Source organism: Schleiferilactobacillus harbinensis, assembly GCF_008694105.1.
Lineage (GTDB): Bacteria > Bacillota > Bacilli > Lactobacillales > Lactobacillaceae > Schleiferilactobacillus > Schleiferilactobacillus harbinensis.
Genome location: NZ_CP041364.1, coordinates 2,113,639 through 2,140,410 on the forward strand (window position 1 = coordinate 2,113,639; position 26,772 = coordinate 2,140,410).

Below are 26,772 nucleotides of genomic sequence, written 5' to 3' on the forward strand. Positions count from 1 at the left end.
ACAAATAAGTGAACGGTGGTGATCAATTTATGGATCTGGATATTGAAGACACGTCACTGCCTGTTTATCAGGCCTTGGCCAGCCCAGTGCGGCTGGAAATATTGCGGCTCCTCTTTCATACGGCATACACGGCTACCGACTTGGCTCAACGGCTCAATCTCAGCAAAGCAGCCGTGTCGAAAAACCTGCATATTTTAGCCGATGCCGGTCTATTGCGGTTCCAACAAGCCGTCGCGGGCGATAGTCGGCAAGTCGCCATCATCCCCACCGTGGATAAGATCGTTGTGAACTTCCCAGAAACAATTTTTCCGGAATACCACCAACTGACCTACGACATCCCCGTCGGCAGTTATTTTTCCGTCCAAGATGTGCGTGAAACATGTGGTCTGGTTAGTTTAAAAGAGCGGATCGGCAAGATGGATGACCCAAACGTATTTCTTTCTCCGCAACGGTCGCACGCCCACCTGCTCTGGTTCACACAGGGCGCGCTGGAATACATTATCCCGAACGAACTTAGTCAGGATAGCCGCTTAGAAATGCTGGAATTCGATCTTGAACTGGCCAGCGAATTTCCGCTATCGAACAACAACTGGCCATCAAAAATCGGCTTCTGGATCAACGATGTGTTTGTGGGCGCTACGGAAATTCCCGGAAACTTCTCTGATGTGCGCGGACGCTACACGCCAGCTTGGTGGCCCAGTGATTTCAGCCAGTATGGGGTATTGACCCATCTTCGAGTGGGAAAATTGGACACCTCAGTAAACAGTCAATCGATTTCAGAAATTAGTGCAGCAATGCTGCAGCTCGAAAAGCAAAAAACGATCCGCTTCCGGATCGGTGTCCTGCCTGACGAAGATCGGTTTGGCGGCCTAACGTTGTTTGGTGCCGGTTTTGGAAATCACGATCAAAATATCAGGGCGACTGTCTACTTTTCTTAATACTAGTCACTTTAATACTAGTCACTGTTGAGTTGTTCTCGCCCGTTCTTTCTCAGAATACAAGACTATAATAGAACTGTATCAAGAAAGGATGACTTTCAAGATGTGCGGCAGATATTATATCGATGTACGCCGGAATAAGCGGCTGCGCCAGTTGACTGAGTCATTGGCGGACCACGATATGCCGGTGAAAACGGGGGAGGTATTCCCCAAGGATCACGCAGCGGTGATTATGGCCCACGCCCAGCACATGGCGCTGGGCAGCGTGGTCTGGGGCTTTCCAGGATTTAAGCCGGAACAGCTGATCATCAATGCCCGCTCGGAAACAGTGCTGATCAAAGAAATGTTCAAGGCGCCCTTCCTCAACGAGCGGTGTGTCTTCCCGATGTCCGGTTTCTACGAATGGAACAAGGATAAAGAGAAAACTTATTTTCAAGATCCGCAGGGCCGAATCTTGCTGGTGGCCGGTTTCATCGCCCACTTCCCAGAAGGTAAACGATCCATCATTTTGACTACCACGCCAAATGACGCGGTAGCTAGGGTCCATGACCGTATGCCGCTGATGATTCCGCATAAGGACCTGAAGAAGTGGCTGTTCGATGACACCTATGCCGTCGCTCAGTTGCGGGAAGAGATGGCCGAATTGATCAGCACCACGAATGATCCCGATGCGGTACTCAGTTGATCTCAACTAAGCTGTAGTAAAAAGCACTGAACGTCCGCTGTTGTGCGGCAGGCGTTCAGTGCTTTTCGTCATTCCGGAACTCGTGCTTGATGCGGATGGTTTTCGAATCTAGACCTGGTTTGTCTTCAATCGGCTGGGCCAGTGCTTGCAACCGATCTGCTTTACTCGGCAGCAGAGCCAGCATCCGCTGGAAAGCATCCTTTTCCTCGCCATTATTTTTGGCATTGTAATACCGCATCAACATCAGCGTAAATTCAGCACGGTCCAAATCATTGGTGGGCAAAATCAGATATTCGCCAGTTTGTAAGGTGCCATACGCGGCATTGGCAGCAATCAATGCTGTCCGCTTATTGCCGTCCTGGAACGGTTGCAGTTTGGCTAATTCGGCAAACACACGCCAGGCGTCGCTTTCATGGTGGGGCGAGGCCTGATAACGATCAACAATGTTGTCCAAGTCAGCCCGCGTGACCACGTCTGGTGGGAAATAGGCATCACTCCCCTTAGTGCTGACCAAAATCGCTGTTCGATCGTCGTCGTTATAATAAGCATTGCGTAAATGGCCCGGCATATTCGGCTCTTCATCAGAAGGTGAATCAAACTGCTGATTGACTGCAATAATGCCATCCGTGCTGAACCCGATCTTCTGGATCGCCCTAATGCCCTTCAAGGCATCAGTAAAAATTGCCACGTCCGCATTGTCCTGGCGCAATGGCTTGGTTGATTTCTGGTCGAGCGCTAATTTCGTCTGATAGACCGTGCTGCCATAACTGTTCAACGAACCCAGGGACGTGATAAAGCGCGCAAGTGCCGTGTTATCCATTTTTCCGCCACCTCCATCTCTTGCATCGTAGCGTATCCCGCTGGGTGACGCAACTAAAAGAAACCGACTTGCCGGGCACCATTATTGAAATCCAGATGGCGGTACTGTAATCTAATTTCATAAGGGGGAATCACGATGAACGATCATCGTCTTTTGCGCGCATTGAGTTACATTTCAGTATTATTTGCACCAATTATTTTCCCATTGATTGTCTGGATGGTGTCCGATGCCGGATCCGAGACCCAGGCGGATGCTAAAAATGCATTACTGCTGCACATCATCCCTGGGATCGTAGCTTTCGGCGGCATGCTATTGATTGGCATTACTGGTTTCACTTCGAATAGCGTCCCCATCACCACGGGCGTGACGATTCCTATCATGATCGTAATTGTCGTGGTGGACTTGGGACTGGTGGTTTACAACTTGTACAAAGGCATCAAACTGCTGGCCCAAGACTAATGCTGATCAGTGAAAGCCATCCTGCGGGGTGGCTTTTTTGTTTTAGGCACGATTCTTGCGTCGATCCGCCAATGCTTTATTGATCCGCGACACTCGCAGGGCCTGATCGACATAAATGATGACCCAAACCGCCACGTAAATCAGCAGGAAAACCAGCCAATAGGACCATTCCGTCAGCAGATTGCTCCAGTGGTTATACAGGATCGTCACTGCCACGATGCCGGCCGTACCCCCAAGATGGACGGCAAGTAATGCAAGAAACGACCACCGGTCTGAGTTAAAGATCAGCGACAGTAAACTGATCAAGGCACTCATGACCCATACGCTACCAATGTTGCGGGGTGTCGGCGCCGTTGTCTGCACTCCTAGCATGACCACCAGCAAATACATGAACGAGCCGATGCCAATCCCGCCGAGCACAGTCCGGCCCATTAATTTCCACATTTTTTGTGCCTCCTATAGACCAAGTCTCTGGGCGAGCAGCTGCACGTACTTGCGGCTGACGCTGGTCTTATTGTGTTCGCTGAGTTTCGCCGTCATGCTGCCCGAGAAGCTGTCTTCCAAGGACAATAGATGGTTGAGGTTGACTATGGCGTGTTTCGACACCTGGACAAAATCCGGACTGGCCAGCCGGTCGGCAAAGTGGGCCAACCGCTCCCGGGTCGTCAGTACGCCCGTCGTGGTGAAAACTAGCAGCTGCGTATCCTGCACGTCCGCCATAATAATATCGTCCAGGCGCACCATTTGAATTCGTTCTTCTGTTTTGATCGGCACAATGTTCGTCTGATTGGCACCATACCGGTCAATGTAGGCCATGAGGGCTTGAATATTTTGATCCTCAACAGCCGCCTCCACGGTCACTGCCGGATCTGTCGACGCATAACGTTTGTTTTCAGAAAAACGACTGCGGACCATACCTGTCCCTCATTTCTGCCTAGAATTACGCGTTTACTAACGCCCGCCGCTGCCGAGCGGCCCGCCATTGCGGTAACAGGGCGAAAAACAATGCGATGAGTAGCACGCTTCCTACTATTCCGTATGTTTGGCCAACTGTCAACTGGCTGGACCAAGCAATCCGCACGCCCATTGTTGTTCGGAAACGAGTCAGCGCTGCGGCATGATGTTGGAACGTTGTCGTCAGTGTCGGGCCCATCAGTGTTTCCCGGTACAGGGCGGCGATGTAGGCCCCCGGCGTACATTTGAGCAATACTTGAGCGGCATTGGGCAAAGCCCCGATTGGTACGTAAGTCCCTACCAAGAAGCCGGCAGCAGTACTGATCACCGTGCTCACGGCTCCGAGCGTAGCAATCTTCTTAATTCCTTGCACCAGCATGGTATTCAACGCCGTGGCAGTAAACGTGCTCAATAGCATGATCACCCCGACCATGGGCAGCTCAGCCCAGGGAATGGTGATGCCATCAGCAATGACAAAATACAGCCCCATGATCAGCAGCACCATCAGCTGCATGAATAAGCCGATAATCGCAGCACTCACCATGTAACTGACTTGCAAGCCAAACGGTCCGGCATCAGTCAACAACAGATCATCCCGCACGCCGTTTTCCCGATCTTGCACCATCCGTTCCAAGCTGGCCAATGTGGTCGTAATGCCCATGATCGTCATCGTCCCGCCAATCTGCCACAGATCCAGCAGCTGGTTGGCGTTAGGCGCGGCACTCCATTCCGTGAGAATGCTTTTTTTCAAAAATACTAAGTAAAGTACGAACGAAATCAAGGCTCCTAGTAAGGAGAAAAACACGCCGGCTCGATCTCGAAAATAGAGTAATAAATTGCGTCGAATCATTGCTGTCATGATTACCGCATCTCCTTTCCCGTCAACGCCATAAAGGCGTCATCCATGGTGCCTGCCCGATACTCAAAATTCAAAATCGCCTGTTTGTGCGCAGCGAGAAAGGCCATTGCCGCCTGCGCCGTCTGGGGATGATGGACCTGCTCCCCCGCAGCTGTCGTCACCGTTAACACATTTTGGGCATATTGCGTGCGAATCGTTGCCGCGGTTCCTTGCGCGATGACCTGCCCGCGGTCAACGATATACACCATGTCCGCGTGGTCGGCCTCGTCCAGATAGTGGGTCGTCAGCAGAATGGTTAGCTGCTGCGATTGCTGCAGCGCATGGAGCAATGACCAAATTGCGGTCCGGGTTTGAATATCCAAACCGGTAGTTGGTTCATCCAGGAACAGGATCGTCGGTGCATTGAGCAATGCCCGGGCAATGTCCACGCGCCGCCGCTGGCCGCCGGATAATGTGCCATAGGGCTGGTTTTGAAAATCAGTTAAACCCAGTTCCTCAATTAATACAGCCACCCGGCTTGCCGGTACATCCCGGTATTGTTTGGCCCGAATCCGCAAGTTTTCAGTCACGGTCAGATTTTTATCCAGCACGCTGCTTTGGAATACCACACCGATTTTGGTTTCATCGGCGTAACTAACCATCCCTGCGGTAGGCGCCAGCAGCCCCGTCAGCATATTGATCGTCGTTGACTTGCCCGCCCCGTTCGGTCCCAAAACAGCGGTGAGGCTGCCCTTTTCAATCGTTAAGTTGATGCCATTCACAGCGACGTGATCACCGTACGTCTTCGTTAAGTTCTTTGCAGTGAGTAACATTGCGCTCATCTCCTATGCCTGTAGATTAGCAGGAGAATGGGGCGGCGTCCCACGATTTGCGGTAAGTGGTCGAAATTGCGGGGTAAGTGGTAATTATGCGCCGGATAGTGACAACCCCATATCCAGTTGCGTAATATTGGAGTAGCGCATGTGTTTGCGTTGACAATTGACTTGGATCCTAGGAGGTTCCCCTACAATGACCGATAAATTTATTGCCTACCCCGCCATCTTTCACCCTACCCGCGACGCCCGTGATCTATATCTCGTGAAATTCCCAGATCTCCCGCATACTTTTACTGAAGGGTACGGGCTGGCGGACGCTTATGTGATGGCCAGCGATGTGTTGGCCGAAATGAATTACAACCGGAAGGATTTGCCTAAACCGGCAAACCCCAAAACCTTCACGCTTGCAGATGAAGACTTCACGGCAGTAATCAGTGCGAACTTGTCGGCCAAGCAACGCCAATTACGCCGCCACGTCCGGAAGAACGTGACAATTCCTGCTGATCTGGCGGCTTGGGCGGAGGCTGCCGATATCAATCTTTCAGCGGCCCTGGCTGAAACCTTGGCCGAAAAACACGCGCGTATGAACGATAAAAGCTCCCCAAAATAATGCGACATCGTTAAATTGGCTGGCCCACGCTGCATCTAATAAACTCTCAACGGATTCAGTTCATGCGCAAAAATCTGTAGAAGTCGCCGGCAGTTCCTTTTAACTCACTGCTTCCATCAGATTACCCCGCTTAATTACGACGCCTTCCTTGCCGCGTCGCGCGCCGAGCTAATTTCTGCCAACGCCGCAATAAGCCATCTGTTGGCGGCACCTGTTGTTCAAGGGACAGCCCACTAATGTACTCGGTCATCTTGGTCAACACATACTGTTGCCGGTCGTCCCGCTGGACACCCGCCGCAACCGCTTCTTGGAACCAAGCCGTCGGCAATTCTGGCGGCTGAGCTGCCAGAAACTCATGACGTCGCTTGCTGATGATCTGCCCCAGTGCATCACGGATTTGACGCCACCAATTTCTGAAGAAAGCGTCAAAGGAAATATCGCTTGCCTGCTCAGTGAGTGGATTACCAATAGCCTTTGCCACTCGCTGCTTCATCTGTACCCGCAGCTGACCGGCTGTCAGCATCGGTTCACTGACTTGGGCAGCTTGTACCCAAGCCCATAGCAGGTCGCTGGGCTGTTTCTCCAACCACTCCTGAGTCAGTCGCGTTTCTTCGTCTTGACGCAGTTGCCGCTGGTACGCCCGCAATGCTTTGGGACCGTTCAGATAGCCATGACCATGATTATCAGCCAACACCCGCCCATCGATTCTATCAACAACGCGATACCGGCTGTACTCTCGGGGTGTCCGATCACGGGGCCAGACAAGGTCCCCCTGCTCATTGCAGTGCGGTTGCGGCATGACAGTGACTGAAAATCTTGCAAACCGATATGCTCGCCCCTCCGCCTGCGCTGCCGCTTCTTCAGCCGCCCGCTCAGCTTCCTCACGTCGTTTCTCTTCTCGGAATTCCTGTTTCGCTTTCTCGAGTTTTGCCGCTTCCCGGGCAGCCCGTTCCGTTGCAACTTGGGCGTCGCGCGCTTGATAAAACGCCGCATTTTCGTCCATGATCTGCTGTACCAGATCCCAATTATCTTTTGGCAGCGGCGGCCGCTCTTCACACACACCCAACAACTTGATCTTGGTCGGTCGTTCAATCTTGTAATCCGTCTCAATCGGATGCTCGGCACTGAGTTCAGCGTCCCACCCTTGATACCCCTTGGTATAAGTCGTGATTCGGCCATCAAATTGCAGCCGATCACCCTTTTCCAAATGACCGAGTTTTTGAAAACCCAACGTATAGTTAAACCACAAGTGATCGGTCAACACCTTGCCTTGTTCGTCAGTCACGTCATTGACCAGCAGAGTAGGTCGATAATAAGTGGCATATCGCATTTCTTTTGTCTTGTATCCTGTGCGTTCAAATGTGGCAGTGAAGGTATGGCGCTGCTCGGCCCCATAGCTTGTAAGTTATCGCGCATTGGCACTCTGTCCTTTCTGTCCTATCAGCTCGAATTTTTTCGGGTGGGACAAACGAACGTTCCCTAATTTAATTATACGTAATCGACCGAACCGTCAGAAAGCAATAACGTGCGTTCCTTTTAAAAAAGTTGGTATAAAAATACCCGCTCCAGCATTCAGCTAAAACGGGTATTATTGCTATACTCTATCGTATACTTAGCACGTCGCGCCGCTGACCGTAATCCCTTGCTTGAAGGCCGCCAATACATCAGTGCCCTTCGCGATTCGCATGCCGCCGTCCAGCAGACCGGAATCATCCTTCAAGGAAATCGTGTAGTGCTGATAATCCATCGTCAAGCCATGACCCAGAAAAGTCAGGTCATAGTTGGACGTATACAAGGGAATCCCGGCATCGTTTTTCAGCGGTACGCTATAATCAGGGTCCGGCTGATCCAAAATGATCACCGTGAAGTTAGCGCCAATGCTGCACGCCCCGCCCTGCAAGGAATACTTACCGCCGCCATCATCTGTGACTAAGAGCAAAGTCTTGCCAGCAAAGCGGTCACCCTTGAGTAATTGGGCCATGGAATCCGTTAATTTGATTTCTGCCATCTTTGTCGCCTCCAATTTAATTGTACGCCACCGGTCAACCGGAAGAAAAAGCCGAGGCATCAGCTCGACTTTCTTAACCCCAAGTTAAACCGGCGTCGCGACTTTCTCCCGACTGCTTTGTAATTCGTTCAACTTCTCTTTGCTGTGCACCAGTGCGGTCAGCATTGCGTTGATTGGCGTGTCAATATGCTCCCGCGCGCCAACCTTGGCAATATAGCCGTTCAAGAAATCAATCTCTGTCTTACGGCCTTTGGCCATGTCTTGGTGCATGGACGGATAATGCAGCCCATTCTTGTCATCTGGGAATTGCGCCACGATCAATTGTTTCGTGTCGGCCGCGTCGAAATGCACGTGCTGCTTGGCAGCAATTTGGCTGAATTCGCTCAGAACGCCGTCGATCATGGCATCGTGGTCCGGCAATTGCCCGAATTCACCGATATTGCAGTCCAGAATCGTGCAATACGTATTCAATACCGAGTTCAATGCGGCTTTACGCCAGATAGCGGCCAGCACATCATGGGAGGCAGTCGGCTTCAACCCGGCATCCTGCAAAACTTGAACGACTTGCTTGAAGAATGGGGCCTCGTTGCTGCCGAGGGCTTCCAGCGTCACGCCGCCGTCACCCTTCATGGTGATTTCGCCAGGACCGTTCAAAGCGGCCGACCAGACCGTCACCCCAGCGATAATTTGATCTTTAGGTACAAAGCGGCTGATCGTCTCAATGTTGCCGATCCCGTTGCCCAGCACCAAAATATGCGTCTGGGGCGTGATGACCGGCTTCAGCGCCGTCAGCATCGGCGCAATGCCCATGGCTTTGGTGAATAACACGATCAAGTCGAAACTGCCGTGGACATCCTGCGGCAGATACGCGGGGACATGGACCCGTTCATCGCCATGATCCGTATGAACCAGCAACCCGTGGGCATTAATCGTCTGAACGTGCTGCGCCCACAAATCAATAAACGTAACGGGATTCTCCGTCGTCGACAACATACTGCCGAATCGGCCGCCCATGGCACCAGCGCCTGCAATGGCAATTTTCAAAATAATCAGCTTCCTTTTCAATATTGCTCCACATCCATTCTAACATTTTCAAAACTTTTTGATTTTAATTGCTTGCGCAAGCAATTTAATAGTGATACACTTTCTTTCAGTAAGGAAAGGAGGCTGCATCGTGACCGTTACCCATCGCTGGCTGGCGCTCAGCACGCTAGGCCTGTTCTTCTTCATGGTGATCGTAGACGGCAGTATCGTTACCATTGCCGTCCCCGCCATGGCGGCCGGTTTGCACGTGCCCACCAGCCAAATTAACTTGGTCATTGCGATTTATCTCGTCGGGATCAGCGGCTTGCTGCTCACCTTCGGCCAACTGGGCGACCAGCTGGGGCGGATCCGCTTATTCAAGTGGGGCACGCTGCTCTTTACCATCGGCTCGGCCTTGGCCAGTCTGGGTATCAGTTTGCCTTTAGTATTAGGCGGCCGGTTGGTCCAAGCCATTGGGGCCAGCATGACGATGGCCAATAGCTACGCCATCGTCACCGACATCTTCCCCATGGCCTTTCTGGGCCGAGCCTTGGGTGTCGAGAGTATCTTCATCTCCCTCGGTGCCCTGGCTGGTCCAGGCCTAGGCGGTTTGATTCTGGCCTACCTATCCTGGCACGCCATTTTCTGGATCAATATCCCCCTCGGCCTGTTCTGTCTAATCGTCGCCTGGCGGGTCTTTCCCGCCAGCAGTGCGCCCGCCCAAACGCCGACGATTGACTGGCCCGGTACCCTCTGGCTGATCACTGCTGCCGCGAGCTTCTACGTATTCACCAGCACACTGCTGACGCAGCCGGTGATCACGCTGCTCAGTCTGGGCCTATTTACAGTTGCTCTGGTGCAATTCAGTCAGGCCGAAAGGCACGCTGTCAAACCGCTGCTGGACTTCGCAATTTTCCGTCACCCGCTGTTCAGCCGCAGCCTGCTCGCGTCATTCATGAGCTTCATTGCGGCCTACTTTTTCACCCTGCTGGCCCCCATCTACCTGCAAGTCGTACTGCACACCAGCAGCCAGCTCACGGGGCTGATCCTGATGATTGCGCCGGCAATTGCTCTTGTGGCGAATCCCATCGCGGGCTGGCTAACGGATCGGTATCCGCAAGTCCGGGTGATGCAGTGGGGCATGGTCTTGCTGGTCTTGGCCGAAATCGGCCTCGTTCTCAGTAACGGCCAGCACGAGCCCTGGGTGTTGGGCGGCCTATCGATCCTGATTTCCATCGGTACCGCCGTCTTTAGCACCCCCAGCAATACACTCATCATGAGCAGTGTGCCAGCAGAACAGCGGGGCATGGCCGGGGCGACCAACTCATTGACCCGAGAATTCGGGATGGTCCTCGGCACGACCTTGGCCACCACTACTTATTACGGCAGTCTGTCCGTGCTGGCCGGCCGGGCCGCCCTGACCGTCACGGGTCAAGTACCTCAGCATTTGCTCCACGCCCAATCCGTCGCCTATCTCGCGGCGACAATTCTACTGGTTATCGGCCTCTGGCTGATTCGTTCAAGAAAGGTGATGACAGCATGACCGCAGAAATTGATGCGCTCATTTCGCAATTGAATATCACAGCCCGGCGGGTTCAAGCGTACCTCAACGTCAAATTGAAGCCGCTGAATCTTACTGTGAATAACTACTACTTTATTCTCAAAATCAATCATGATACCCCGCTGACCCAGGATCAGCTCTTCAAGCGGATCTATCTCAGCCCCAGCAACGTCACCCGCCGGTTGTCCCAGCTGATTGATCTGGGGCTGGTGGAAAAGCAGCGCAGTGCCGCAGACGGGCGTTCCTGGACGGTAACCCTCACGCCAGAAGGCAAGGCCCTCGTGCCCAAGGTTGAAAGGATCTTGGCCCAAGTCAACATCGATGCCTTCAGCGACTTGCTGCCTGTACAACAGTCGGAAATGATTGATGCCTTGAAGTTGATTGACCACAATTTAGCCTAAGGAGGCATGGAATGATTGCTGATTAGGCCGTCAGATGTGAACAACGATAATCAAAAGGCATCAGGGACCTGGGTGATCTTGTATCACATTTCGTTGCTTCTTGGGTGAATCTTGATCTGAATAGCTGAGCGCGAGAGAAGACAAACGTACATTCGATTCGGTATCCTTGAAACATGAGGAGGTGAATCGAATGCCGATCAAGACCCACAAGATTCGACTCTATCCCAATGCCAAAATGGTCGCAGTTATCACTGAGCTGATGGACTACAACCGTTTCTGCTGGAACAAGGGATTAGAGGCTTGGAACACCATGTACACCGAGTCGCTGCTCATGAAGAATAAGAAACTGCGGCCCAGTGGGCGTAAAGTGCGCAACGAACTGGTGAAGAGCAAAGCCGACTGGCAGTATCAGATGTCAGCGCGCGTGCTCCAAACCGCAGTCCATCGGTTGCATCAGGCCTGGCAGAACTTTTTCAATCCCAAAATGCCGGACGCCCGCAAACCTAAGTTTCACAGCAAGCGAGATCTCAAGCAGAGTTTTACGACCGACCGGGGGACAGTGAACGGCAAGTTTCTGACTCTGGATCAGCCGCATGAAAGCACTCACCGGTTTACCAAGATCAAGATGGCCGAGACACTGCGTTTTACTGGCGAGATCAAAACCGTGACGATAACCAAGCGCGGCAACAAGTTCTATGCCAGTATCACCGTCTTAGTTGAGAACCTGCCCCGGCCGATCTTTACCAACAGTTGGGACATCGTCGCGGTCGACGTGAACGTGGGCCACTTTAGTTGGAATGGCGGCGAAGTGAACACCTTCACTCCCAAGATGGCAGCCCTGCATCAGCGGATCAAAGTTTACCAAAAGCAGCTGAATCGGAAGCGGCGGGATAATCCTCATCACTTCCGGTCCAAGAATTATCAACGGCTAAAGGCTAAACTGAACCGGACTTATGAGCAGGTCTACGCTTTGCAGGACGACTTGATTCATCAGTTCAGCCACCAAATCATCCGGGATTACGCCGCTCCTTGCTTGGAAGATCTCAACGTCCGTGCCATGATGATGGATAAGAAAAAGGTCAAAAGCCTGCAGCGCAGCCTCTTCCGCCGGTTCCGTACGGCGGTTGAATACAAGGCACTTTGGCACCATCGCCGCCTAGTGATCGCGGACCAGTTCTATCCGTCGACTCAGCGCTGTTCCAACTGCGGCTACATCAAAAAAGAGGACAGCTACGGCGGCAAGATGACGCTCCAAGGCGACAGCATTTATCACCAGCATGACGTGTACCGCTGTTATGAATGCGGGCTGGTCATCAACCGGGATGAAAATGCGGTCCAGAATTTAATCGCATTTGCGGCGGGGCCACCGCCAGAATGGGCAACCATTCAGAGATGATTCTCTAGTCGGTCACTGTCCCAGCTGGCTTGTCTAGCTGGGGGAATATCGGTTATGACGAAATCGACTAAACACTGTCCTCTTCATGGTCTAAATCTGAAGCAACACCATAGACCAGATGTGTATACATTTGAGGACATTTTTGAAAGCAGGCCCTTTGGATGTCCAAATTCCTTGACGTTTTAGGCAAACCCCAATCCGACTTGCAGATTCCTGACGGTTTTGTCAACGCCGCTGAAGATACTCGGAGCCGGAACGGTGAAGCTGTTTCAGTCGTCCGCTATCAGAAACCCGGCCGGGTCGTCATGAATAATCCCCATGTGACCGCCATTTTCGGCCGCGACGGGCGTTTGATCAGTTACAACAATTTCGCCGTTGACAGCGATGCCCCGCTGCCCGCTGAAGAAGCGGCGGTGCACCAAGCCGCCCGCTTATTCGCCGCGCTGGACCCGCATTACGCCCGCGGCCTGAGTTTCATGCGGGTGGACCGCTACAACCGGCATTTCACCGACAACCATGGTGTACAGGTCGAAATCCCGGTGCTCTGGGTGAAATTCGCCCACCGGAACGGTTCTTATAACTGGGTCTCCGTCGGCCCCGGCGGTCAAATCATTGAAATGGAACGGGAGTCTGAGTGGGATTACTTCCGCTCCCGTCGAGCCACCGAAGAATGGAACTACGACGACTGGGTACTGGCCCGGGCTGGTAAAGGACCGCAATTAGCAGCACCTGAGGCCCTCGCCTAAGGAGGTCGATCTATGGATCAATTCGATACTCTGATTGAACAATTGGGCCAACTCAATGAGCGGGCCCGTCAACTGGAAGACGTGGACTACATCACCGCGTCCTACAAGGGCTTCAGCAACGAAGGTCTCACCTTGGATGAAGTGAAAGACCAAATCACGGAAGTCCGTCACCAAATCGCCACGCTGGAACGGCAATTGGACGACATGTCTGACGACTTGTCCTAGCATACTCTATCTAAAGACGCTTTCGGTCAATCTCCGAAAGCGTCTTTTCTTGTTCCCACTATACCCCGGTATTATAATCAAGCCAGTAAGATTGGGAGGTGTTTAGTCATGGCTAAAAAATCTTGGGTGAGTAAAGCGTATTGGGGCTTCTACATCGCCAACTTCATCGTTATCCTCATCTATCTTGGTATCTCCTGGTGGCTTTACCAGCAAGCTCCGGATCGTATCCCAGTGCACTGGAATGCGGCTGGTAAAGTGGACAGTTACGGCAACCGGATCGAAATCTTTATTGCCTGTTTGATTCCGCTGATCGGGGTCATCCTGCACCCCCGCTTGGTGGACCGCAAGTATCCTGAGTCATCCGGCTCGAATATCAGTACGAAGGCAGCTTTTGCGGTGATCATGGTCGTTTTATGGGTCGTAAGCGGAATTTTACCGGTGATGGTTTATCAGTGGATCGGCAGCCATTAGATTCTCGATAAATAGTGCGGCTAATCGACAGCTCAGCTTTCTTGGCTGACTGTCTTTTTTTGTGGCGCATATTGGGTCTGCCATGTTTTCAGAAAAATATATACCAAATTCCATTAATCCCACTTATTGGTTTCTTTGAGTGGGATTAATCGCCAAATAAATCACCGTAATTCAAAATTCCCACTATCCACAAACCTTTTTTATCAGAAGTGCCAAAGAAACCCGTACCAATATTGATAAGCTTAAAGAGAAGTGGGATTGGGAGCGTTTTATACATATGCGGTTGAACCGATCCCCCCAACGATTTAATCAAAGGGGGCTTTTATTTTGTACGACAAAAGAAGAAAAATCATGACATGGCTCACTCGGGGACTGCTCCTGCCGATTCTATTTGGCATGGTCATTTTGACCATAGTGGGGAATGCCCAAGCAGTGACGATTGGTAATGTCCTCGACAATACTGGACCAACTGCGCCAGCGGATATGTACACGATTCCTGGGCTCGGCCGGGCTCGGCAAAAAGACGAAGGGTCCTATGTAAAATCCGGGACTGGTTCTAGCGGTACCCCCATTACCAATGGGACAACTGGGGCGTGGGCAAGCAAGACCACCGAGTCACCAACGATTATTACATTTCCAGCCACGAGCAAAGATCATGGCGATTCTTGGTTCAGCATTAACTATGTGAATAAAAATGACTTCATTGATTTTATTGATGCCCAACAAGCCAATCAGTTTTATGTGAACGGCAGAAATAACTACAATGCCAATAATGTTGAAAGTTTGATGGGAGACGGCCAGATTGAACCAGGTGGTCTTGGCGGTCCGGTACTCAAAGATGGCCAATCATTTGATGGCGGCTTTTTGCAGGTTACTGGAAATGTGCCAATTTCAGCAAAGATTGCCAAATCCAAGACTTCGGTGGACGCGGTTATGGCTGGAAATTGGGGTGTTATGGTTCGGGTAACATTACCAGAAGGAATTGATGCAAAATCTTTGGGTGGTGCGATCGATTGGGGCAAGTCATATTTTTACCTTAGACTCCATCAACGTCGTATTACTTGGTCAAATTAAGAATTTGAATTTTCCTCTCCAGTTTGACCATCATGTATACCTAGATGATAAAAAAACAAACGTTTTCTACTTAAAGGTAAAAGGCATTCCTTTTAAATACGACATTCCGGACAATCAATCTACTGCACTGATGCAACTTCAACGCGGAACGGCTGATTACCTAGATTACTTGCACAACAGATATATTGATAATGGAATTGCTCACCCGCTAGATAATTTAGAAGCTGATGGCGATACTGACACGGTTGGCTCTGGTGAAAATATCCAACCTAAATTTGTTATTGAGACTGGTGGGAAAAATACCGTTTGGGATCCCTTCTACGGGTTAGCATATGAATGGGGCGGTCTCATTCTCGGTTGGATTGCCGGTATTTTCTCTTCAAGTCCAGTCTACGCGACAGGTAACGTTGGCCGAACACTTTCTCTGCTTAACGCAGCTGATCCATCTTCCAATCGGGCTATTGTTTCTAGCGGATCAATTGGCGGCTGGCTAATGAGTATGCTTGTATCACCAGTACTAAGCGCCATCTCATCATACTTTGTAACAAGTGGCTTCGAAGGCTCTGCCCATATCAACTTCTCCTTTGATATGTCAAAATACACCGGCGACCAAAACAAAGCTTATCAAGCAATCACTGGTGGCCGAATGCTCCCCGCCCCGTATGCAGACGGCCGCTTCAACAAAGGCACTACACTCGGCACAAACGACAAGGATGACAAAAATCGCCGAGCAATTGGCATCTCACTCTACGGCAGTAACACCTTACTCGACCCCTACAGCGTTCTTGCTGGCAAGGACCGTTCCAAACCAAATGACGATCTACTCAATCAGCTGAAGGCCGGAACATCACCGCTGGACTACGCGGTCATTGACGAAAGCAAATTGGATCTCGGTACCACGAATCCCGACCAGACAGACGTCCGGGATTTCCCCGTCTACACCAACTTCACCTCCTGGACGGCCTTCGTCTCGCCTTTCGACAACAGCAAAACCGTCGACACACTGCACTCCAGCGGTGATCCGCTGGGCAGCGACATGCGCGCGCGGACGGCCACGCCGAACAGCTACTCGGATGGGATTTTAGTGAATGACGGTCAGCCATTCACCGTGGATCAGAATTACACGACCGATGACTACGCGCCAACCACCAAGTCAGCGACGGACAAGACGCTGGTCAAAGCCGGCGGGATCACCCCAGAACGCTACGCCCAGGTCTATCAGTACTATGACTATAGCGGCGCTACGCCGGTGCCGAATCCCACCAGAGTGTACACAACGACTGACAACGCCCTCTCCTTGAACGTTGCCACCGATACTAACGCGCCGCTCAAGTACAATGGGAAGATCACGAAAGGCTTCCCTGACAACACCTGGGTCTATGCCGGCAAGTACAACGTCTTGCCGGTGGCTGGTACGTCGTTGGCCCTGAACCAGGATATCCGCCCGGAAATGAACCTGACGGGCGACCAAATTTACGTCCTGGATAAGAGCCAACTGATTAATGATAAAACACTGAAAGAAGCCCTTGGTACGTGGCGGGATCGGTTAACGATCGGCACCGACACGATGACCATCACGACGTACCCCATTGCGTCAGATACCGCGCTGGGCACGGCCACCACGGATCAGCTGGTGCCCAGCGCCGACCTGCACGATATTGACCTGCATCTGGGAGATTCCGTGAATTACGGCTTCGAGGGCGATCCGCCCTATGGCGATCTCACCGCCGGCTTGACGATTCCACCGGTGGCCAGCACCGACAACGGCTTCTATGGTCTCGTGAAACTGAGCCGCAACGCCGATGTGCCAATCAACGTCAAGACGGCAACACCAACACTGGACGCCGGTTCGGCCGATTTAGCCAATAACGCCAACTTCCTGGTCCTACTCCGAGACGACACTGACGGCGCTAGCTAGACGGCGGAGCACCACTACACCGACTCGGCCAGCACGATCCATTTCTTCTACCAGGATGGGGACCAAGCCAAGGTCGGCGGCACAGTGAAAAACACCGGCGACGTCAGCAAGCAGAACTTCCAGATCATGATTCCCCGGGTCACCGGCACGACCATTTCTAATCTCGCGGTTACCGCCCCGGATGGCAGTGCCGTGCCGGAGGCCAACATCACCAAGATGACCAGCAACACCGACCTGGACAAGTACTACCAGCGGTACCTGGTCAAGATGCCCAGCTTGGTGATCAAGGATCAGGCCTTCACCTTCAGTTACACCTACCAGGCCAGCGACATTGCCAACATGCCCGAAAGCACGACGCTGCAAACGGTCATCGGCGATGAGAACGGCAAGGTGCTGGCCCGGACCGGCAACTTGTACCTGAAACGGATGAAGACCGTGGCCATCCTGCAAGTACCCCAGTTCGACTTCGGCAAGCAGACACTGCCTAAGTCTGAGCAGCAATACGGTTTGACGGATGACAGCAAGAAACTGGCGCAACTGGTTATCCAGGATAACAGCCAAGCCAATAATACCGGCGCGCTGAGTTGGCGGGTCACCGGCCGCCTGTCTGCATTTGCCAACCCGGATGCCAGCGAAGCGCACACCGATTTCAAGTTAGATCTCGGCCTGCCAACGATGCCGGCGGATTACCAGTATCCCACAGACCCGGACTTGAAGGCGCCAATCGTTGCGAACCACACACCGGAGACAATGCTCTCGAACAACGTGACGCAGCAGCTGTTCTTCCTGAACCGAGTGCTGGAATCCACCACCGATGCTACACCGCTAACGCTCACGTACGCGGACGCCAAACTGACCGTACCGAATACCGTGGTCAAGTCTGGCAAATATGAATCGACTGTGACTTATACCGTCAAGGACGGGTTGTAATAGCAAAGGCGAGCCTTCAAAAACAGAAGACTCGCCTTTTTTTTACTGTCTTGGCCGTCAATCAAAATGCTGATGTAATATGATTACAGGTTGAGCAATGGTGGTTGCCCAGCCCGTGAGCAAGCGGTTACACGCTGAGCTCAAACTTAAAGGCGAAGGTCACGAAGACCAGGTGAAATATAACGGTCACCTCGTCAGTCGTGGCCTTTTTTGCATGTCTTTCTAAGATTTATGCTTGCGTTGCTTCCTGCTCCTCCAGCACCGCCCGCCGGTCAGCAATTTTGAAGAACGGATACCATAGGAAGAAATTCAGGACCAGCACCACAACCATCACCAGCAGCAACTGCCAGCCGCCGAGGATGAAGATCTGCATCGGTCCCGGTGTCGTCCACGGCAGCTGAGCGGACGCCAGATATTTCGTAATTCCCAGCAGCTTGATCATGCCCCACGTGGCAAAACCGGAAACCGGCGCCACCAGCAGCATGGGCAGGAAGAAAATCGGATTCAGCATGATTGGAAAACCGAAAATTAACGGCTCGTTCACGTTGAACAGCGCCGGCAAAGCTTCCAACTTAAATAATTGCTTATAGCGGGCGGATTTAGCCCGGGACATGGCGAATACCAGCCCATACGTTTGCCCCTGGCCGCCAAAGATGTTGCTGGTCATCACATACACGATACCCGCGGCCAAATACGGCAGCGGTTTTTGTGCCGCCAGTGCATTAATATTTTCAGTCAGCAGCGACATCAGAATCGGGCTGGCAATCCCCAGAATTAGGGACGGATGCAGACCGAAGAACCAGAAGACGTTGGTCAGCGTGGCCAGCACGATGACACTCCATACGTTCCCGGTGAGATTTTGCAGCGGCAGCTGGATCAGCTTGCTGATCATGGTGAAGATATCGTGGTATGGCGTTACATAGAATACCATCCGCAGCGCAAACATCAGCGTCAGAATCACGATGCCGATCAGGGCCGGACTCATGGATTCCTCGACCATTGGCGGTACCCCTTGGGGCATCTTGATGGTGAAGTGATGTTCTGTCAGGACCACAAACAATTTCGCCGTGATGTAACCGACTAAAATTGCCACGATCAAACCGCCGCCACCGGTATTATTGGTCAAAAAACCGGAGACCGTTGTGGTTTTACCCGTCTTGATCACCTGCGGCATCAGCATCAAGAAACCGACAACGGACAACAACCCAGCATTCAAACCATCCATCTTTTTCTGCTTGGCATACAAGTAGGCAAAGTTGAAGGCGACGTAAATCCCCAATGCATTCATCGACGCATTGATGGCGGCGTTGAACTGGTTGTTCAGATCCGAGCCATAAATATATTGCTGCCAGGCCGGAATGGGCAACCCGTAGATAATCAAGATTACCGAGACCCCAATGGTCACCGGCAGGGTGCGCATAAAAGCCCCGGCCAGTGTCGAAAAGAACGTATTCGCATTCATCTTATTGGCGATGGGGGCCAGATACTTGTTTAGAAATTTTTCAAACCCATTCATTAGGTGTTCCCTCCCTCGTATATAGTTATTATACAGGGTATTTTTATCAGAAAGCGATTCCAAGATTATTCTCCCGCGAACACTCTTTCTCTGTTAAAATAAAGACAAATAGATGAGAGAAAGCGAGGTGCCGGTGATGCCTAAAGCAAGCTATTTAGAATTAAAGAATGTCCTGCACACCATCAACAAGGGCGGCAAAAACAAACAAGAGTCAGCTGAGGAGAAACGCAAAGAATTGATGGCGGAGTTTGTCAAACGGACGACTGCCAGATCTGCGGCAGTCAACCAGCAGACCGGCTCAAAACCGGGCAGAGCCAAACCAGTAAAGAAAGAAAAGCCGGCACCCATCAAGGCCGCGCGCCCGGAGGCAGCAAAACCGAACCGCGGCGCGGATCAGCAGGAGCTCTACCGGCTTAAGCATCAGCTGGCCAAGGCCCGCCGCGGCTTGGTGGCGCAGCAGGAGGCCATCCAGAACTTGAAACAGAAGGTGCTGGCGGAACAGACAACCACCGCACAGTGGCAAGAAAAATATCAGACCGCCGTCACGGATATGCAGTCAGCCCAAACAGCGAACATTGCCACCCACCGAACCATCCAAAGTCTGCATGACAAAAACGAGTTACTAGCCAAACGGACTGGCAAACTGCGCCAAGAAAACAAGGCCCTGCGCACCCGCCTGGTCAATGCCAACCGGCGCAACAAGACCCTGCAAGGGCAATGGATCGCTATGAACCAGGAGCAATATATTGCCGCCTACCGCCTGTGGCAACAGGAACAGTCACCCTATGCCGTTTTGAAACGTAAAACTATTCCAGCGCTAACCAATCAGATTGCTGAATTGAAAACCGAAGTCCAGCAGCAAATCCAGAACACTAACGAACTGCGCCAAGTCTTCACCAACGAAGCCCGCTGGCGGCCAATCGGCAAAGTGGCCGTCGAGCTGTTTGCCCCACTGGTCTCTTACGACCAACTGAAGAAGATCCTAACGATTCTCAATGAGAACCGGACCAAACCGATCCAATACAAACGCCCGGCCACGGTGACGCCTGCGCCCCGGCCGGCGAATATTCCGCTCACCGATGTCGCCCGCATCAAAGTGACCACGCCCGCCGAAAGCCAGGATGCGGACTTGGTCAAAGATGTCCTCGCCCATACGGAAACGGCGGAGTCGACTGCACCGACCGCGCCGACCACCAAAAAATCGCTGCACTTGGCCTTAGATCGCTACAGTCAGCACAGCAAGGTCCGCCCGGCTAAACCCAAAAAAGAGACGCCCTTGCCGGAATGGTTGGAAAATCCCCAACTCTTCCAGGACGTCCCCATCCATATTCTGACCTGGCAGGATGCCCGGGGCATCCGCAATCAACTGAAACAATTGGGCGCGGTGATCCACGTCGAACGGCCCGATGCCATGTCAATCAATCAGATCCGCCAAATTGCGTACAGTGAACCTGACGCCATCATCATTGCCGACCGTACCAAGGCCCACCATGCCACCGTCCAAGCGATGAAGGACATTCAGGCGGACCGCGCCGCCGACCATGCCGAAACAGTCATTGCCGACAAAGGTATCGGGGCCACGTCCACCCTGCGTACGATTTATGATATCCTGCTGGGCCGCTGGAGCCGCACTCGGGCCTTAGAAGCAGAGCTGATTAACCGCGAAATCCCATCTGAATAAAGTAATCATTGATAAAGGCCAAACAAGGCTGACGGGCCGGATCATCATCATGCAGCAGAAAATAGGCATTCTGCATGATTCGCAGCCATGCACTGAGGCGGTAGTAGCTGGCCAGATTGTCATTGGCATACTTGTTCCACAGATACGTGTGCTCCACCGCCAGCCAATCGGTCCACTCCCGCAGTGAAATGTTATGCGCATTGAGGCCCAGCACCAGCGCAGCGGCCAGCCGCTGTTCCTCATCATCCAAGAAAGGCGTCGTCATTCGGTTCAACACCGTGACGACGCTTTTTTGCACGTCGGGAATCAAGGTGTGGCGAAATTGGGGATGATGCACCGCTGCCCCCAGAAAGTCCGCCCCGTGGGCCACCCCATGGGCCCAACCATGGCCGGAAACATAGCCGCGATAATCTTTTTCCCGCTGCAAATACGTCACGGCCCACTGGAAGAAGGTATTACGCTGTTCCGTCGTCAAAAAGGCGTGTTCGCCGTCATAATTCAGGATCAGCGTCCCGACGAGTGCAGTAAACGTCCGGCCAAAAACGGCGTCGGTATCGGGCCGGTCAATGTCCCGCCATAGGTCATTGCGCTGCAATATTGTCGCCGCCACTTCTTTGCGCTGATCAGCGTCAAAGCCGCCCTCAAAAAAACCGCGGCCAAACAGTGTATAAATGATTTCATCCCGCAACCGGCCGTCCGGGTCGCCAATATGATCCAGCATAAAGGTAAGCTCGTTATCCGTAATTGCCAACGGGCTGGCGTCCACCAACGCGGCCAGCTCTTTCGTCATTGCCATCCTAATTCCCCCATCACTCTTTTCCCTTAAGTATAGCAAGAAAATAGCCCGGGAAGCGTCCCAGGCTTTGCGTGCCAAAAACTATTTACTTAGCCGCCTGCTGCAATACCTGCTTCGCCACCAGCGTGTAATAGTGCGGCTGACCAGCCGTACTGGGGTGGAAGCCATCGGCTGCGAACCAGTCGGTATGGTTCTTAGCCTCGGTGTACCAGTCAATCAGGTGGACGTTCTTGTATTTCTCCGCCGCATTCTTGATCTGTGCATTGGACTGGGCTTCCCACGGCTGGCTGGGTACGTGCACGTTGATCCAGAAGACGTCCCGCTTACTGCCGAGCACATCCATGATCTCCTTGGTCGTATCGGCGGTGAAGGTCCCATTAGTGCCGACGCCGAGAACAACCGTGTCGGCCAGCTTATTCTCACTATTCAGCTTCTTCAGCACCGCTGGCACACCATACGCCTGGCGGCTGACGTCGGCGGCCATGGTCATCTTAGGGAAGATTTCTTTAAGGAAACTCTCGCTGCCCAGCATCACGGAATCACCGACGAAGGTCACCGGCATGGTCTTGGCATACTGCAATTCTGGATAGGTCAGACCATATTGCTTCAACTTGCCGAATAACGGATCAGCCGCTGCCTGGGACGAAGCGGCTGCCGCACTGCTGGATTCAGCTGCCGCCTTTTTCTTCGCGCTGCTGGCGGCTGCCGCCTTTTTCTTCGCTGCCTGCTCCGCCTGGACCCGATTATTGTTGGCCTGGACGCCGTACCAAATACCGCCGCCTGCGACAACAAGGACCAAGATGGCAATGATGATGGCTGCAATTTTCTTACCGTTTGATTTCTTTTCATGCATACGAACAATTCCGCCCCTCTGACTATCTTTCAGAGAATATCATACCATTATTTCTGAGCGTGAGGCGCGTCAAGTTCGCTAAAGTCGGGGTTGAACACGGCTTGTAAGACAAAATGCTGACCGTCAAAAGTGAAGGTTAGGATACAGCAGTTTCCGAAATGCCCGGTGAAGGGAATGGCCTCATATTGCTGCCATGCCCGGTAGAAGTTAGCAATTGCCCCACCATGGGAAACCATTAAAACGTGCTGACTCGGATCGTGGGCCATGATGGTCGTGATTGTCTTGCTCAATCGGTCTTGCACTTGGTCCTGACTCTCGCCGCCATACCGAACAAAGAAATCATTGTAAGGCAGCGGCGGGTTCAAGTATTCCGGCTGGGCTTCAAATGCGCCAAAGTTCCATTCCCGCAACCCCTTCACCCGCGTATAGGGCAGTTGGGTCACCAATTCCAAGGTGTCGCTGGCCCGTTCTGCCGTGGAACAGTAGGCCGCATCCAGGGTGATGCCATTATCAGGAAAATAGTCGGCAGCAATCTTGGCCTGGGCGATGCCTTTTTCTGTTAATGGCGAATCACACCAGCCCTGGATTCGGTGCTGAGCGTTGAACAGGGTTTGGCCATGGCGCATCAAGTACAAAGTTTGAGTCATCAGTAGAGCTCCTCTCAATATGTATCCGCTTTATTGTACCTTATTCTCTTTGCCAACCAAAATCAAAAATCCTTTTAAACCATCTTGATACCATCCGTATGGATGGTATTATTACCTCATAAAGAAAAACGAGGTGAGTCAAATGGCCCGACCAAAATCCATGACCGAAAAAGTGACAATCAATATTGACCCCGTGGACCTGGGGTACATCGACCTGCTCGTCGACCAGGGGTTCTACGGCAACCGCAGCGACTTTATCAAAAACGCGGTGAAGACCCGGCTGCACGATTACGACGACCAGTTCAAAGAAATCCAGCGCAAAGAACGCAATACCGGCGAATGGGTCGTCGGCATTACCCGCATCGGTCAGGCCGATGTCGCGAAGAACCTGGCCGAACACCGCCAGTCCGAGCTCCATGTCATCGGCTACCTGACCATTGACCGGGATGTCGATCCCGACGAGCTGCAGGCTGCCTATCCGAAAATCACCATCAATGGCGTGATGAAAGCCAGTAAGGAAATTAAAGACCGGTATGGTTACTAACTAGAAAGAAGGAATGACTTATGATCCGCATCCAGCATTACACTGACCCCACCGATATCAAAAACAACGCGGAACGGCCAAGAATCCAAATTGATGTTAACAAGCCGCGGCTGTTTATCGCTCTGGTCGTCGGCATCGTCGCTCTAGGCATCATCCATCATCGTCAACACCGGTAACCGCTAAGGCTCCGCGAGAAAGAAGGAAACCACCATGATTGAAATCCACCGCAATGATTCAGTCGACGAGACGCCGGCAGAGGCGCCGACTCCCGGGTTCCACGTCACCATGAACAAACCCAAGACCCGGCACCTCAAACAATTGATCAAAACTAATGGGCAAAGCCGTACCCTGCTGCGCTTTGGCGCGGTGGTCCTCGTTCTGAGTGTCCTTCTTTCCCTGATCAGCCCCTTGCTCATTCGCCGGCTGGTGGATCAATTCCGCCATGGTGTGGATTGGCGGCTGCTGATCGCCATTGGCGCGTTGATGATTGGCAGCACCGCCCTGGCCGCCTGGGGCAACTACCTATTCTCTGCCGCTGGTTTGGCCATCGTTCAGGAAACGCAAAATCAAACACTGGCCAAGATTCTGGCCAAACCAGTGGCCTTTTTCGACCAAACACCCTCCGGTCAACTCACCAGCCGGCTGACTAATAACTTAGACCAAATTAAGAATTACTACACCGCCGGCTATCCCAGCCTGATCAGCGGTATCGTCACCATTATCGGGGCCGTGGGGATGTTGGTTTACATGAACGGTATTCTGACGCTGCTCTTAGTCGGAGCTCTGCTGATCATGTACGGCCTGCTCAGCGGCCTGGCCAATCAGCTCGGTGCGCCGATGGACGCCTTTCTGGATGAAGCTGGGCACTACACCGCCGGCATCACCGAGGCGTTTGCCAATATTCGGCTGATCAAGGCGAATACTGCTGAACATCAGATCACCGCCGCGAGCCAGGACCAAACCGCGGCCATGCGCCGGGAAGGTCTGCGGGTGGCCAAGGTGATGTCCCGGATGCAGCCGATCATGTCCACCATCTTACTGCTGATTCTCGGCGGCACCTTAGCCGTTGGCGGCTACTTTGTCAGCACCAACCGGATGACCAACGGCACCCTGATTTCTTTCCTCGTCTTAGTCATCCAGGTAGCCAACCCGATGCTCAACTTCAGCAGCTATTCAGCCAGTCAGAAAGAGGCGGACAGTGCCGCGAAGAATCTCCTGGCGCAATTAGCTGCGGCTGGCGAAGACGACTCGCCAAAAGAAACCAAATTGCTGACCACCCAGCTGCAGCACCAGCCGCTGGCGCTGCACCAAGTCTCCTTGGATTACGGGAACGGTCACGGAGTTCACGATCTCGATTTGACGTTGATTCCGAACCAGCTCTATGCCTTAGTTGGTCCCAGCGGTGCCGGCAAGTCCACTTTGATGGCGGTGCTGGAACGCTTCTACACCCCTACCAGCGGGACACTGCAAGTAGGCGATACCCCAGCTGCCTGCTTTGCCCTCACCGCTTGGCGGCAGCACCTGGCCTACGTCCCCCAAACCAGCGAGGTACTCAGCGGTACTTACCGGGCTTACTTGCAACTGGCGGCCCCGCAGGCCAGTGACGCCGACCTCAACCAGGCTCTGGCCGCCGTTCAGCTGACTGATTTCATCGCCTCGCTGCCCGCGGGCTTGGACAGTCAGATTGCCGAAGCCGGCACCAATATGTCCGGCGGGCAGAAGCAGCGGCTGACGATCGCCCAGGCGTTGCTGAAAAAGGCTGATATCTATCTTTTCGACGAGATCACTGCCAATTTGGATGCCGATTCTGAGGCCATCATTCGCGACCTCATCCGCCAATTGGCCGCCACCCACACCGTTCTGGCCGCCGCTCACCGGCTGTCCAGCGTTCGTGATGCCGACCAGGTCATTGTCTTAGAAAATGGCCGAATCACCGGTCAAGGTACGCCTGCTGAGTTATTGACCCGCAACACGACCTATGCCCGCTTCGTCCAAGAACAAAGCCTGGCCTAACATGGTAGACTATAGGGGCAATGTATTCGGCTTCACGGGAGGGAAATTATCATCGCAAAATCAACGATTTATGACAATCCAGACTTTTTCGACGCCTATAGTCACATGGCGCGCTCCGAAGGCGGATTGAAAGCGGCCGGCGAATGGCAGACGCTGCGCAGCGTCCTACCGGATTTCACCGGCAAGACTGTGCTGGACCTCGGCTGCGGTTATGGTTGGCACTGCCGCTACGCCGCAGAACATGGGGCTAAACAGGTCTTGGGCATTGATGCCTCAGAAAAAATGATCGACCGGGCCAAGGACATGACCAAAGATGACCGGATCACGTACCAGGTCATGGACATGACGGCAATTGACCAGCTGCCGGACCACTATGACGTGATTCTCAGCTCGCTAGCCATCCATTATATTCAGGATTACACTGGTCTGGTCGCGAAAATCTGGGATCGGCTGGCTACCCCAGGCACCTTCGTAATGTCCGTGGAGCACCCAATTTTCACCGCCCAGGGTAAGGAAGACTGGGTCACCGACGCCCAGGGTCAGCGGCTCTACTGGCCGGTGGACCGCTACTTCGATGAATCCAGCCGAGAAACTGATTTTCTGGGCCACACAGTTAAGAAATATCACCGAACGCTGACCACTTATCTGGAAACTCTGCTCCATCAAGGTTTCCGCTTAACTAACGTGGTCGAACCGCAACCGCCGGAAGCATTGCGCCATAACGAGGACATGAAAGACGAATGGCGTCGGCCAATGATGCTGATCATTTCGGCCAGCAAGGACGCCCAGTAATTAAAAAATGCCAGACACCGCCTGAAAATTCAGGATG

Annotated in this window: 30 protein-coding genes; 18 read left to right on the top strand and 12 right to left on the bottom strand. The window is 52.7% G+C overall.

Features of this window, described 5'->3' with window-relative positions:
- The first annotated feature begins 29 nt into the window (after positions 1-29).
- Together FMM01_RS10495 and FMM01_RS10500 are read left to right on the top strand one after the other, a co-directional pair.
- Positions 30-938, top strand: coding sequence for an ArsR/SmtB family transcription factor (locus tag FMM01_RS10495; protein WP_150392481.1), 909 nt, complete (start codon positions 30-32; stop codon positions 936-938).
- A gap of 103 nt (positions 939-1,041) precedes the next feature.
- Entirely contained in the window at positions 1,042-1,623 is a 582-nt protein-coding gene (locus FMM01_RS10500; protein ID WP_223849928.1) for an SOS response-associated peptidase family protein, read from the top strand.
- Positions 1,624-1,678: 55 nt separating this feature from the next.
- Here the strand turns inward: FMM01_RS10500 and FMM01_RS10505 are convergent, their stop codons facing one another.
- Positions 1,679-2,443 (bottom strand): Fic family protein, encoded by a 765-nt coding sequence (locus FMM01_RS10505; protein ID WP_150392483.1) that lies wholly within the window; start codon positions 2,441-2,443, stop codon positions 1,679-1,681.
- Between the two features lie 135 nt (positions 2,444-2,578).
- On the opposite strand from FMM01_RS10505, the gene FMM01_RS10510 reads away from it, so the two are divergent.
- Positions 2,579-2,902: a magnetosome magnetite crystal formation protein family gene (locus FMM01_RS10510; RefSeq protein WP_027829029.1), complete on the top strand. Its 324-nt coding sequence runs from the start codon at positions 2,579-2,581 to the stop codon at positions 2,900-2,902.
- A 42-nt stretch (positions 2,903-2,944) separates the two neighbouring features.
- Here FMM01_RS10510 and FMM01_RS10515 read toward each other — a convergent pair whose 3' ends face one another.
- From FMM01_RS10515 to FMM01_RS10530, 4 genes are read right to left on the bottom strand one after another with little or no spacing between them, the layout of a single operon-like run.
- Positions 2,945-3,346 carry a DUF3021 domain-containing protein gene (locus tag FMM01_RS10515; RefSeq protein WP_150392484.1) on the bottom strand — a complete coding sequence of 134 codons (402 nt, stop codon included), beginning with the start codon at positions 3,344-3,346 and terminating at the stop codon, positions 2,945-2,947.
- 12 nt (positions 3,347-3,358) lie between these two features.
- A complete protein-coding gene (locus FMM01_RS10520; RefSeq protein WP_150392485.1) occupies positions 3,359-3,817 on the bottom strand; it encodes a LytTR family DNA-binding domain-containing protein in 459 nt (152 codons plus the stop codon).
- 25 nt (positions 3,818-3,842) lie between these two features.
- The gene (locus FMM01_RS10525; RefSeq protein ID WP_150392486.1) at positions 3,843-4,715 is read right to left on the bottom strand and encodes an ABC transporter permease; all 873 of its coding nucleotides are present in this window, start codon (positions 4,713-4,715) and stop codon (positions 3,843-3,845) included.
- Positions 4,716-4,717: 2 nt separating this feature from the next.
- Positions 4,718-5,527, bottom strand: a complete 810-nt coding sequence (locus tag FMM01_RS10530; protein WP_150392487.1) for an ABC transporter ATP-binding protein — start codon at positions 5,525-5,527, stop codon at positions 4,718-4,720.
- A gap of 196 nt (positions 5,528-5,723) precedes the next feature.
- Here FMM01_RS10530 and FMM01_RS10535 point away from each other — a divergent pair, with 196 nt between their 5' ends.
- Entirely contained in the window at positions 5,724-6,140 is a 417-nt protein-coding gene (locus tag FMM01_RS10535) for a type II toxin-antitoxin system CcdA family antitoxin (RefSeq protein WP_150392488.1), read from the top strand.
- 130 nt (positions 6,141-6,270) lie between these two features.
- Here the strand turns inward: FMM01_RS10535 and FMM01_RS10540 are convergent, their stop codons facing one another.
- The 3 genes from FMM01_RS10540 to FMM01_RS10550 all read right to left on the bottom strand — a co-directional run bounded on the left by FMM01_RS10540 (position 6,271) and on the right by FMM01_RS10550 (position 9,192).
- A complete protein-coding gene (locus FMM01_RS10540; protein WP_150392489.1) occupies positions 6,271-7,470 on the bottom strand; it encodes a hypothetical protein in 1,200 nt (399 codons plus the stop codon).
- Between the two features lie 282 nt (positions 7,471-7,752).
- A complete protein-coding gene (locus FMM01_RS10545) occupies positions 7,753-8,148 on the bottom strand; it encodes an iron-sulfur cluster biosynthesis family protein (RefSeq protein ID WP_146993987.1) in 396 nt (131 codons plus the stop codon).
- Between the two features lie 84 nt (positions 8,149-8,232).
- Entirely contained in the window at positions 8,233-9,192 is a 960-nt protein-coding gene (locus FMM01_RS10550) for a ketopantoate reductase family protein (protein ID WP_150392490.1), read from the bottom strand.
- Between the two features lie 130 nt (positions 9,193-9,322).
- Between FMM01_RS10550 and FMM01_RS10555 the strand changes: the two genes are divergently transcribed.
- From FMM01_RS10555 to FMM01_RS10595, 9 genes are all read left to right on the top strand, one after another.
- Complete coding sequence (locus tag FMM01_RS10555) at positions 9,323-10,714, top strand: MFS transporter (RefSeq protein ID WP_223849929.1); 1,392 nt, start codon at positions 9,323-9,325, stop codon at positions 10,712-10,714.
- Complete coding sequence (locus FMM01_RS10560) at positions 10,711-11,133, top strand: MarR family winged helix-turn-helix transcriptional regulator (RefSeq protein WP_150392491.1); 423 nt, start codon at positions 10,711-10,713, stop codon at positions 11,131-11,133. Before FMM01_RS10555 ends, FMM01_RS10560 begins: the two co-directional genes overlap by 4 nt.
- Positions 11,134-11,323: 190 nt before the next feature.
- Positions 11,324-12,529 carry an RNA-guided endonuclease InsQ/TnpB family protein gene (locus tag FMM01_RS10565; protein ID WP_150392492.1) on the top strand — a complete coding sequence of 402 codons (1,206 nt, stop codon included), beginning with the start codon at positions 11,324-11,326 and terminating at the stop codon, positions 12,527-12,529.
- 161 nt (positions 12,530-12,690) lie between these two features.
- Positions 12,691-13,275, top strand: coding sequence for a hypothetical protein (locus FMM01_RS10570; RefSeq protein WP_150392493.1), 585 nt, complete (start codon positions 12,691-12,693; stop codon positions 13,273-13,275).
- Between the two features lie 12 nt (positions 13,276-13,287).
- Positions 13,288-13,500, top strand: a complete 213-nt coding sequence (locus tag FMM01_RS10575) for an Mce/MlaD family protein (protein WP_150392494.1) — start codon at positions 13,288-13,290, stop codon at positions 13,498-13,500.
- Between the two features lie 108 nt (positions 13,501-13,608).
- Positions 13,609-13,971: a DUF1648 domain-containing protein gene (locus FMM01_RS10580; RefSeq protein WP_150392495.1), complete on the top strand. Its 363-nt coding sequence runs from the start codon at positions 13,609-13,611 to the stop codon at positions 13,969-13,971.
- A gap of 327 nt (positions 13,972-14,298) precedes the next feature.
- Complete coding sequence (locus tag FMM01_RS10585; protein ID WP_150392496.1) at positions 14,299-15,045, top strand: hypothetical protein; 747 nt, start codon at positions 14,299-14,301, stop codon at positions 15,043-15,045.
- Positions 15,046-15,538: 493 nt separating this feature from the next.
- A complete protein-coding gene (locus FMM01_RS10590; protein ID WP_150392497.1) occupies positions 15,539-16,963 on the top strand; it encodes a hypothetical protein in 1,425 nt (474 codons plus the stop codon).
- Positions 16,964-17,047: 84 nt separating this feature from the next.
- On the top strand, positions 17,048-17,893 hold the full coding sequence (locus FMM01_RS10595) for a hypothetical protein (RefSeq protein WP_150392498.1): 846 nt from the start codon (positions 17,048-17,050) through the stop codon (positions 17,891-17,893).
- A gap of 229 nt (positions 17,894-18,122) precedes the next feature.
- Here FMM01_RS10595 and FMM01_RS10600 read toward each other — a convergent pair whose 3' ends face one another.
- Positions 18,123-19,409, bottom strand: a complete 1,287-nt coding sequence (locus FMM01_RS10600) for a PTS sugar transporter subunit IIC (RefSeq protein ID WP_027828393.1) — start codon at positions 19,407-19,409, stop codon at positions 18,123-18,125.
- 136 nt (positions 19,410-19,545) lie between these two features.
- Here FMM01_RS10600 and FMM01_RS10605 point away from each other — a divergent pair, with 136 nt between their 5' ends.
- Positions 19,546-21,090 carry a hypothetical protein gene (locus FMM01_RS10605; RefSeq protein ID WP_150392499.1) on the top strand — a complete coding sequence of 515 codons (1,545 nt, stop codon included), beginning with the start codon at positions 19,546-19,548 and terminating at the stop codon, positions 21,088-21,090.
- Here FMM01_RS10605 and FMM01_RS10610 read toward each other — a convergent pair.
- The 3 genes from FMM01_RS10610 to FMM01_RS10620 form a co-directional block, all read right to left on the bottom strand.
- Positions 21,065-21,886, bottom strand: a complete 822-nt coding sequence (locus FMM01_RS10610; RefSeq protein WP_051225253.1) for a DUF2785 domain-containing protein — start codon at positions 21,884-21,886, stop codon at positions 21,065-21,067. The two genes, FMM01_RS10605 and FMM01_RS10610, sit on opposite strands and share 26 nt — an antisense overlap.
- 85 nt (positions 21,887-21,971) lie before the next feature.
- On the bottom strand, positions 21,972-22,739 hold the full coding sequence (locus FMM01_RS10615; protein ID WP_146994466.1) for an SGNH/GDSL hydrolase family protein: 768 nt from the start codon (positions 22,737-22,739) through the stop codon (positions 21,972-21,974).
- 47 nt (positions 22,740-22,786) lie between these two features.
- Positions 22,787-23,389 (bottom strand): histidine phosphatase family protein, encoded by a 603-nt coding sequence (locus FMM01_RS10620; RefSeq protein WP_190973495.1) that lies wholly within the window; start codon positions 23,387-23,389, stop codon positions 22,787-22,789.
- A gap of 139 nt (positions 23,390-23,528) precedes the next feature.
- Here FMM01_RS10620 and FMM01_RS10625 point away from each other — a divergent pair, with 139 nt between their 5' ends.
- The 4 genes from FMM01_RS10625 (at position 23,529) to FMM01_RS10635 (ending at position 26,735) form a co-directional block, all read left to right on the top strand.
- Complete coding sequence (locus tag FMM01_RS10625; RefSeq protein WP_146994467.1) at positions 23,529-23,930, top strand: CopG family transcriptional regulator; 402 nt, start codon at positions 23,529-23,531, stop codon at positions 23,928-23,930.
- 20 nt (positions 23,931-23,950) lie between these two features.
- Positions 23,951-24,106, top strand: coding sequence for a hypothetical protein (locus FMM01_RS16290; protein ID WP_155827900.1), 156 nt, complete (start codon positions 23,951-23,953; stop codon positions 24,104-24,106).
- A gap of 34 nt (positions 24,107-24,140) precedes the next feature.
- The gene (locus tag FMM01_RS10630) at positions 24,141-25,943 is read left to right on the top strand and encodes an ABC transporter ATP-binding protein (protein WP_150392501.1); all 1,803 of its coding nucleotides are present in this window, start codon (positions 24,141-24,143) and stop codon (positions 25,941-25,943) included.
- A 105-nt stretch (positions 25,944-26,048) separates the two neighbouring features.
- The gene (locus tag FMM01_RS10635) at positions 26,049-26,735 is read left to right on the top strand and encodes a class I SAM-dependent methyltransferase (RefSeq protein WP_150392502.1); all 687 of its coding nucleotides are present in this window, start codon (positions 26,049-26,051) and stop codon (positions 26,733-26,735) included.
- Positions 26,736-26,772 lie beyond the last annotated feature (37 nt).

Bases quoted from the DNA above. Each gene is read 5' to 3' on its own strand.
- FMM01_RS10570 (WP_150392493.1), top strand. From the start codon at position 12,691: ATGTCCAAATTCCTTGACGTTTTAGGCAAACCCCAATCCGACTTGCAG.
- FMM01_RS10515 (WP_150392484.1), bottom strand. From the start codon at position 3,346: ATGTGGAAATTAATGGGCCGGACTGTGCTCGGCGGGATTGGCATCGGC.
- FMM01_RS10545 (WP_146993987.1), bottom strand. From the start codon at position 8,148: ATGGCAGAAATCAAATTAACGGATTCCATGGCCCAATTACTCAAGGGT.
- FMM01_RS10575 (WP_150392494.1), top strand. From the start codon at position 13,288: ATGGATCAATTCGATACTCTGATTGAACAATTGGGCCAACTCAATGAG.
- FMM01_RS10505 (WP_150392483.1), bottom strand. From the start codon at position 2,443: ATGGATAACACGGCACTTGCGCGCTTTATCACGTCCCTGGGTTCGTTG.
- FMM01_RS10525 (WP_150392486.1), bottom strand. From the start codon at position 4,715: ATGACAGCAATGATTCGACGCAATTTATTACTCTATTTTCGAGATCGA.
- FMM01_RS10600 (WP_027828393.1), bottom strand. From the start codon at position 19,409: ATGAATGGGTTTGAAAAATTTCTAAACAAGTATCTGGCCCCCATCGCC.
- FMM01_RS10540 (WP_150392489.1), bottom strand. From the start codon at position 7,470: ATGCGATATGCCACTTATTATCGACCTACTCTGCTGGTCAATGACGTG.
- FMM01_RS10605 (WP_150392499.1), top strand. From the start codon at position 19,546: ATGCCTAAAGCAAGCTATTTAGAATTAAAGAATGTCCTGCACACCATC.
- FMM01_RS10615 (WP_146994466.1), bottom strand. From the start codon at position 22,739: ATGCATGAAAAGAAATCAAACGGTAAGAAAATTGCAGCCATCATCATT.
- FMM01_RS16290 (WP_155827900.1), top strand. From the start codon at position 23,951: ATGATCCGCATCCAGCATTACACTGACCCCACCGATATCAAAAACAAC.
- FMM01_RS10580 (WP_150392495.1), top strand. From the start codon at position 13,609: ATGGCTAAAAAATCTTGGGTGAGTAAAGCGTATTGGGGCTTCTACATC.
- FMM01_RS10565 (WP_150392492.1), top strand. From the start codon at position 11,324: ATGCCGATCAAGACCCACAAGATTCGACTCTATCCCAATGCCAAAATG.
- FMM01_RS10630 (WP_150392501.1), top strand. From the start codon at position 24,141: ATGATTGAAATCCACCGCAATGATTCAGTCGACGAGACGCCGGCAGAG.
- FMM01_RS10535 (WP_150392488.1), top strand. From the start codon at position 5,724: ATGACCGATAAATTTATTGCCTACCCCGCCATCTTTCACCCTACCCGC.
- FMM01_RS10530 (WP_150392487.1), bottom strand. From the start codon at position 5,527: ATGTTACTCACTGCAAAGAACTTAACGAAGACGTACGGTGATCACGTC.
- FMM01_RS10500 (WP_223849928.1), top strand. From the start codon at position 1,042: ATGTGCGGCAGATATTATATCGATGTACGCCGGAATAAGCGGCTGCGC.
- FMM01_RS10635 (WP_150392502.1), top strand. From the start codon at position 26,049: ATGGCGCGCTCCGAAGGCGGATTGAAAGCGGCCGGCGAATGGCAGACG.
- FMM01_RS10520 (WP_150392485.1), bottom strand. From the start codon at position 3,817: ATGGTCCGCAGTCGTTTTTCTGAAAACAAACGTTATGCGTCGACAGAT.
- FMM01_RS10510 (WP_027829029.1), top strand. From the start codon at position 2,579: ATGAACGATCATCGTCTTTTGCGCGCATTGAGTTACATTTCAGTATTA.
- FMM01_RS10560 (WP_150392491.1), top strand. From the start codon at position 10,711: ATGACCGCAGAAATTGATGCGCTCATTTCGCAATTGAATATCACAGCC.
- FMM01_RS10610 (WP_051225253.1), bottom strand. From the start codon at position 21,886: ATGGCAATGACGAAAGAGCTGGCCGCGTTGGTGGACGCCAGCCCGTTG.
- FMM01_RS10495 (WP_150392481.1), top strand. From the start codon at position 30: ATGGATCTGGATATTGAAGACACGTCACTGCCTGTTTATCAGGCCTTG.
- FMM01_RS10625 (WP_146994467.1), top strand. From the start codon at position 23,529: ATGGCCCGACCAAAATCCATGACCGAAAAAGTGACAATCAATATTGAC.
- FMM01_RS10590 (WP_150392497.1), top strand. From the start codon at position 15,539: ATGAGTATGCTTGTATCACCAGTACTAAGCGCCATCTCATCATACTTT.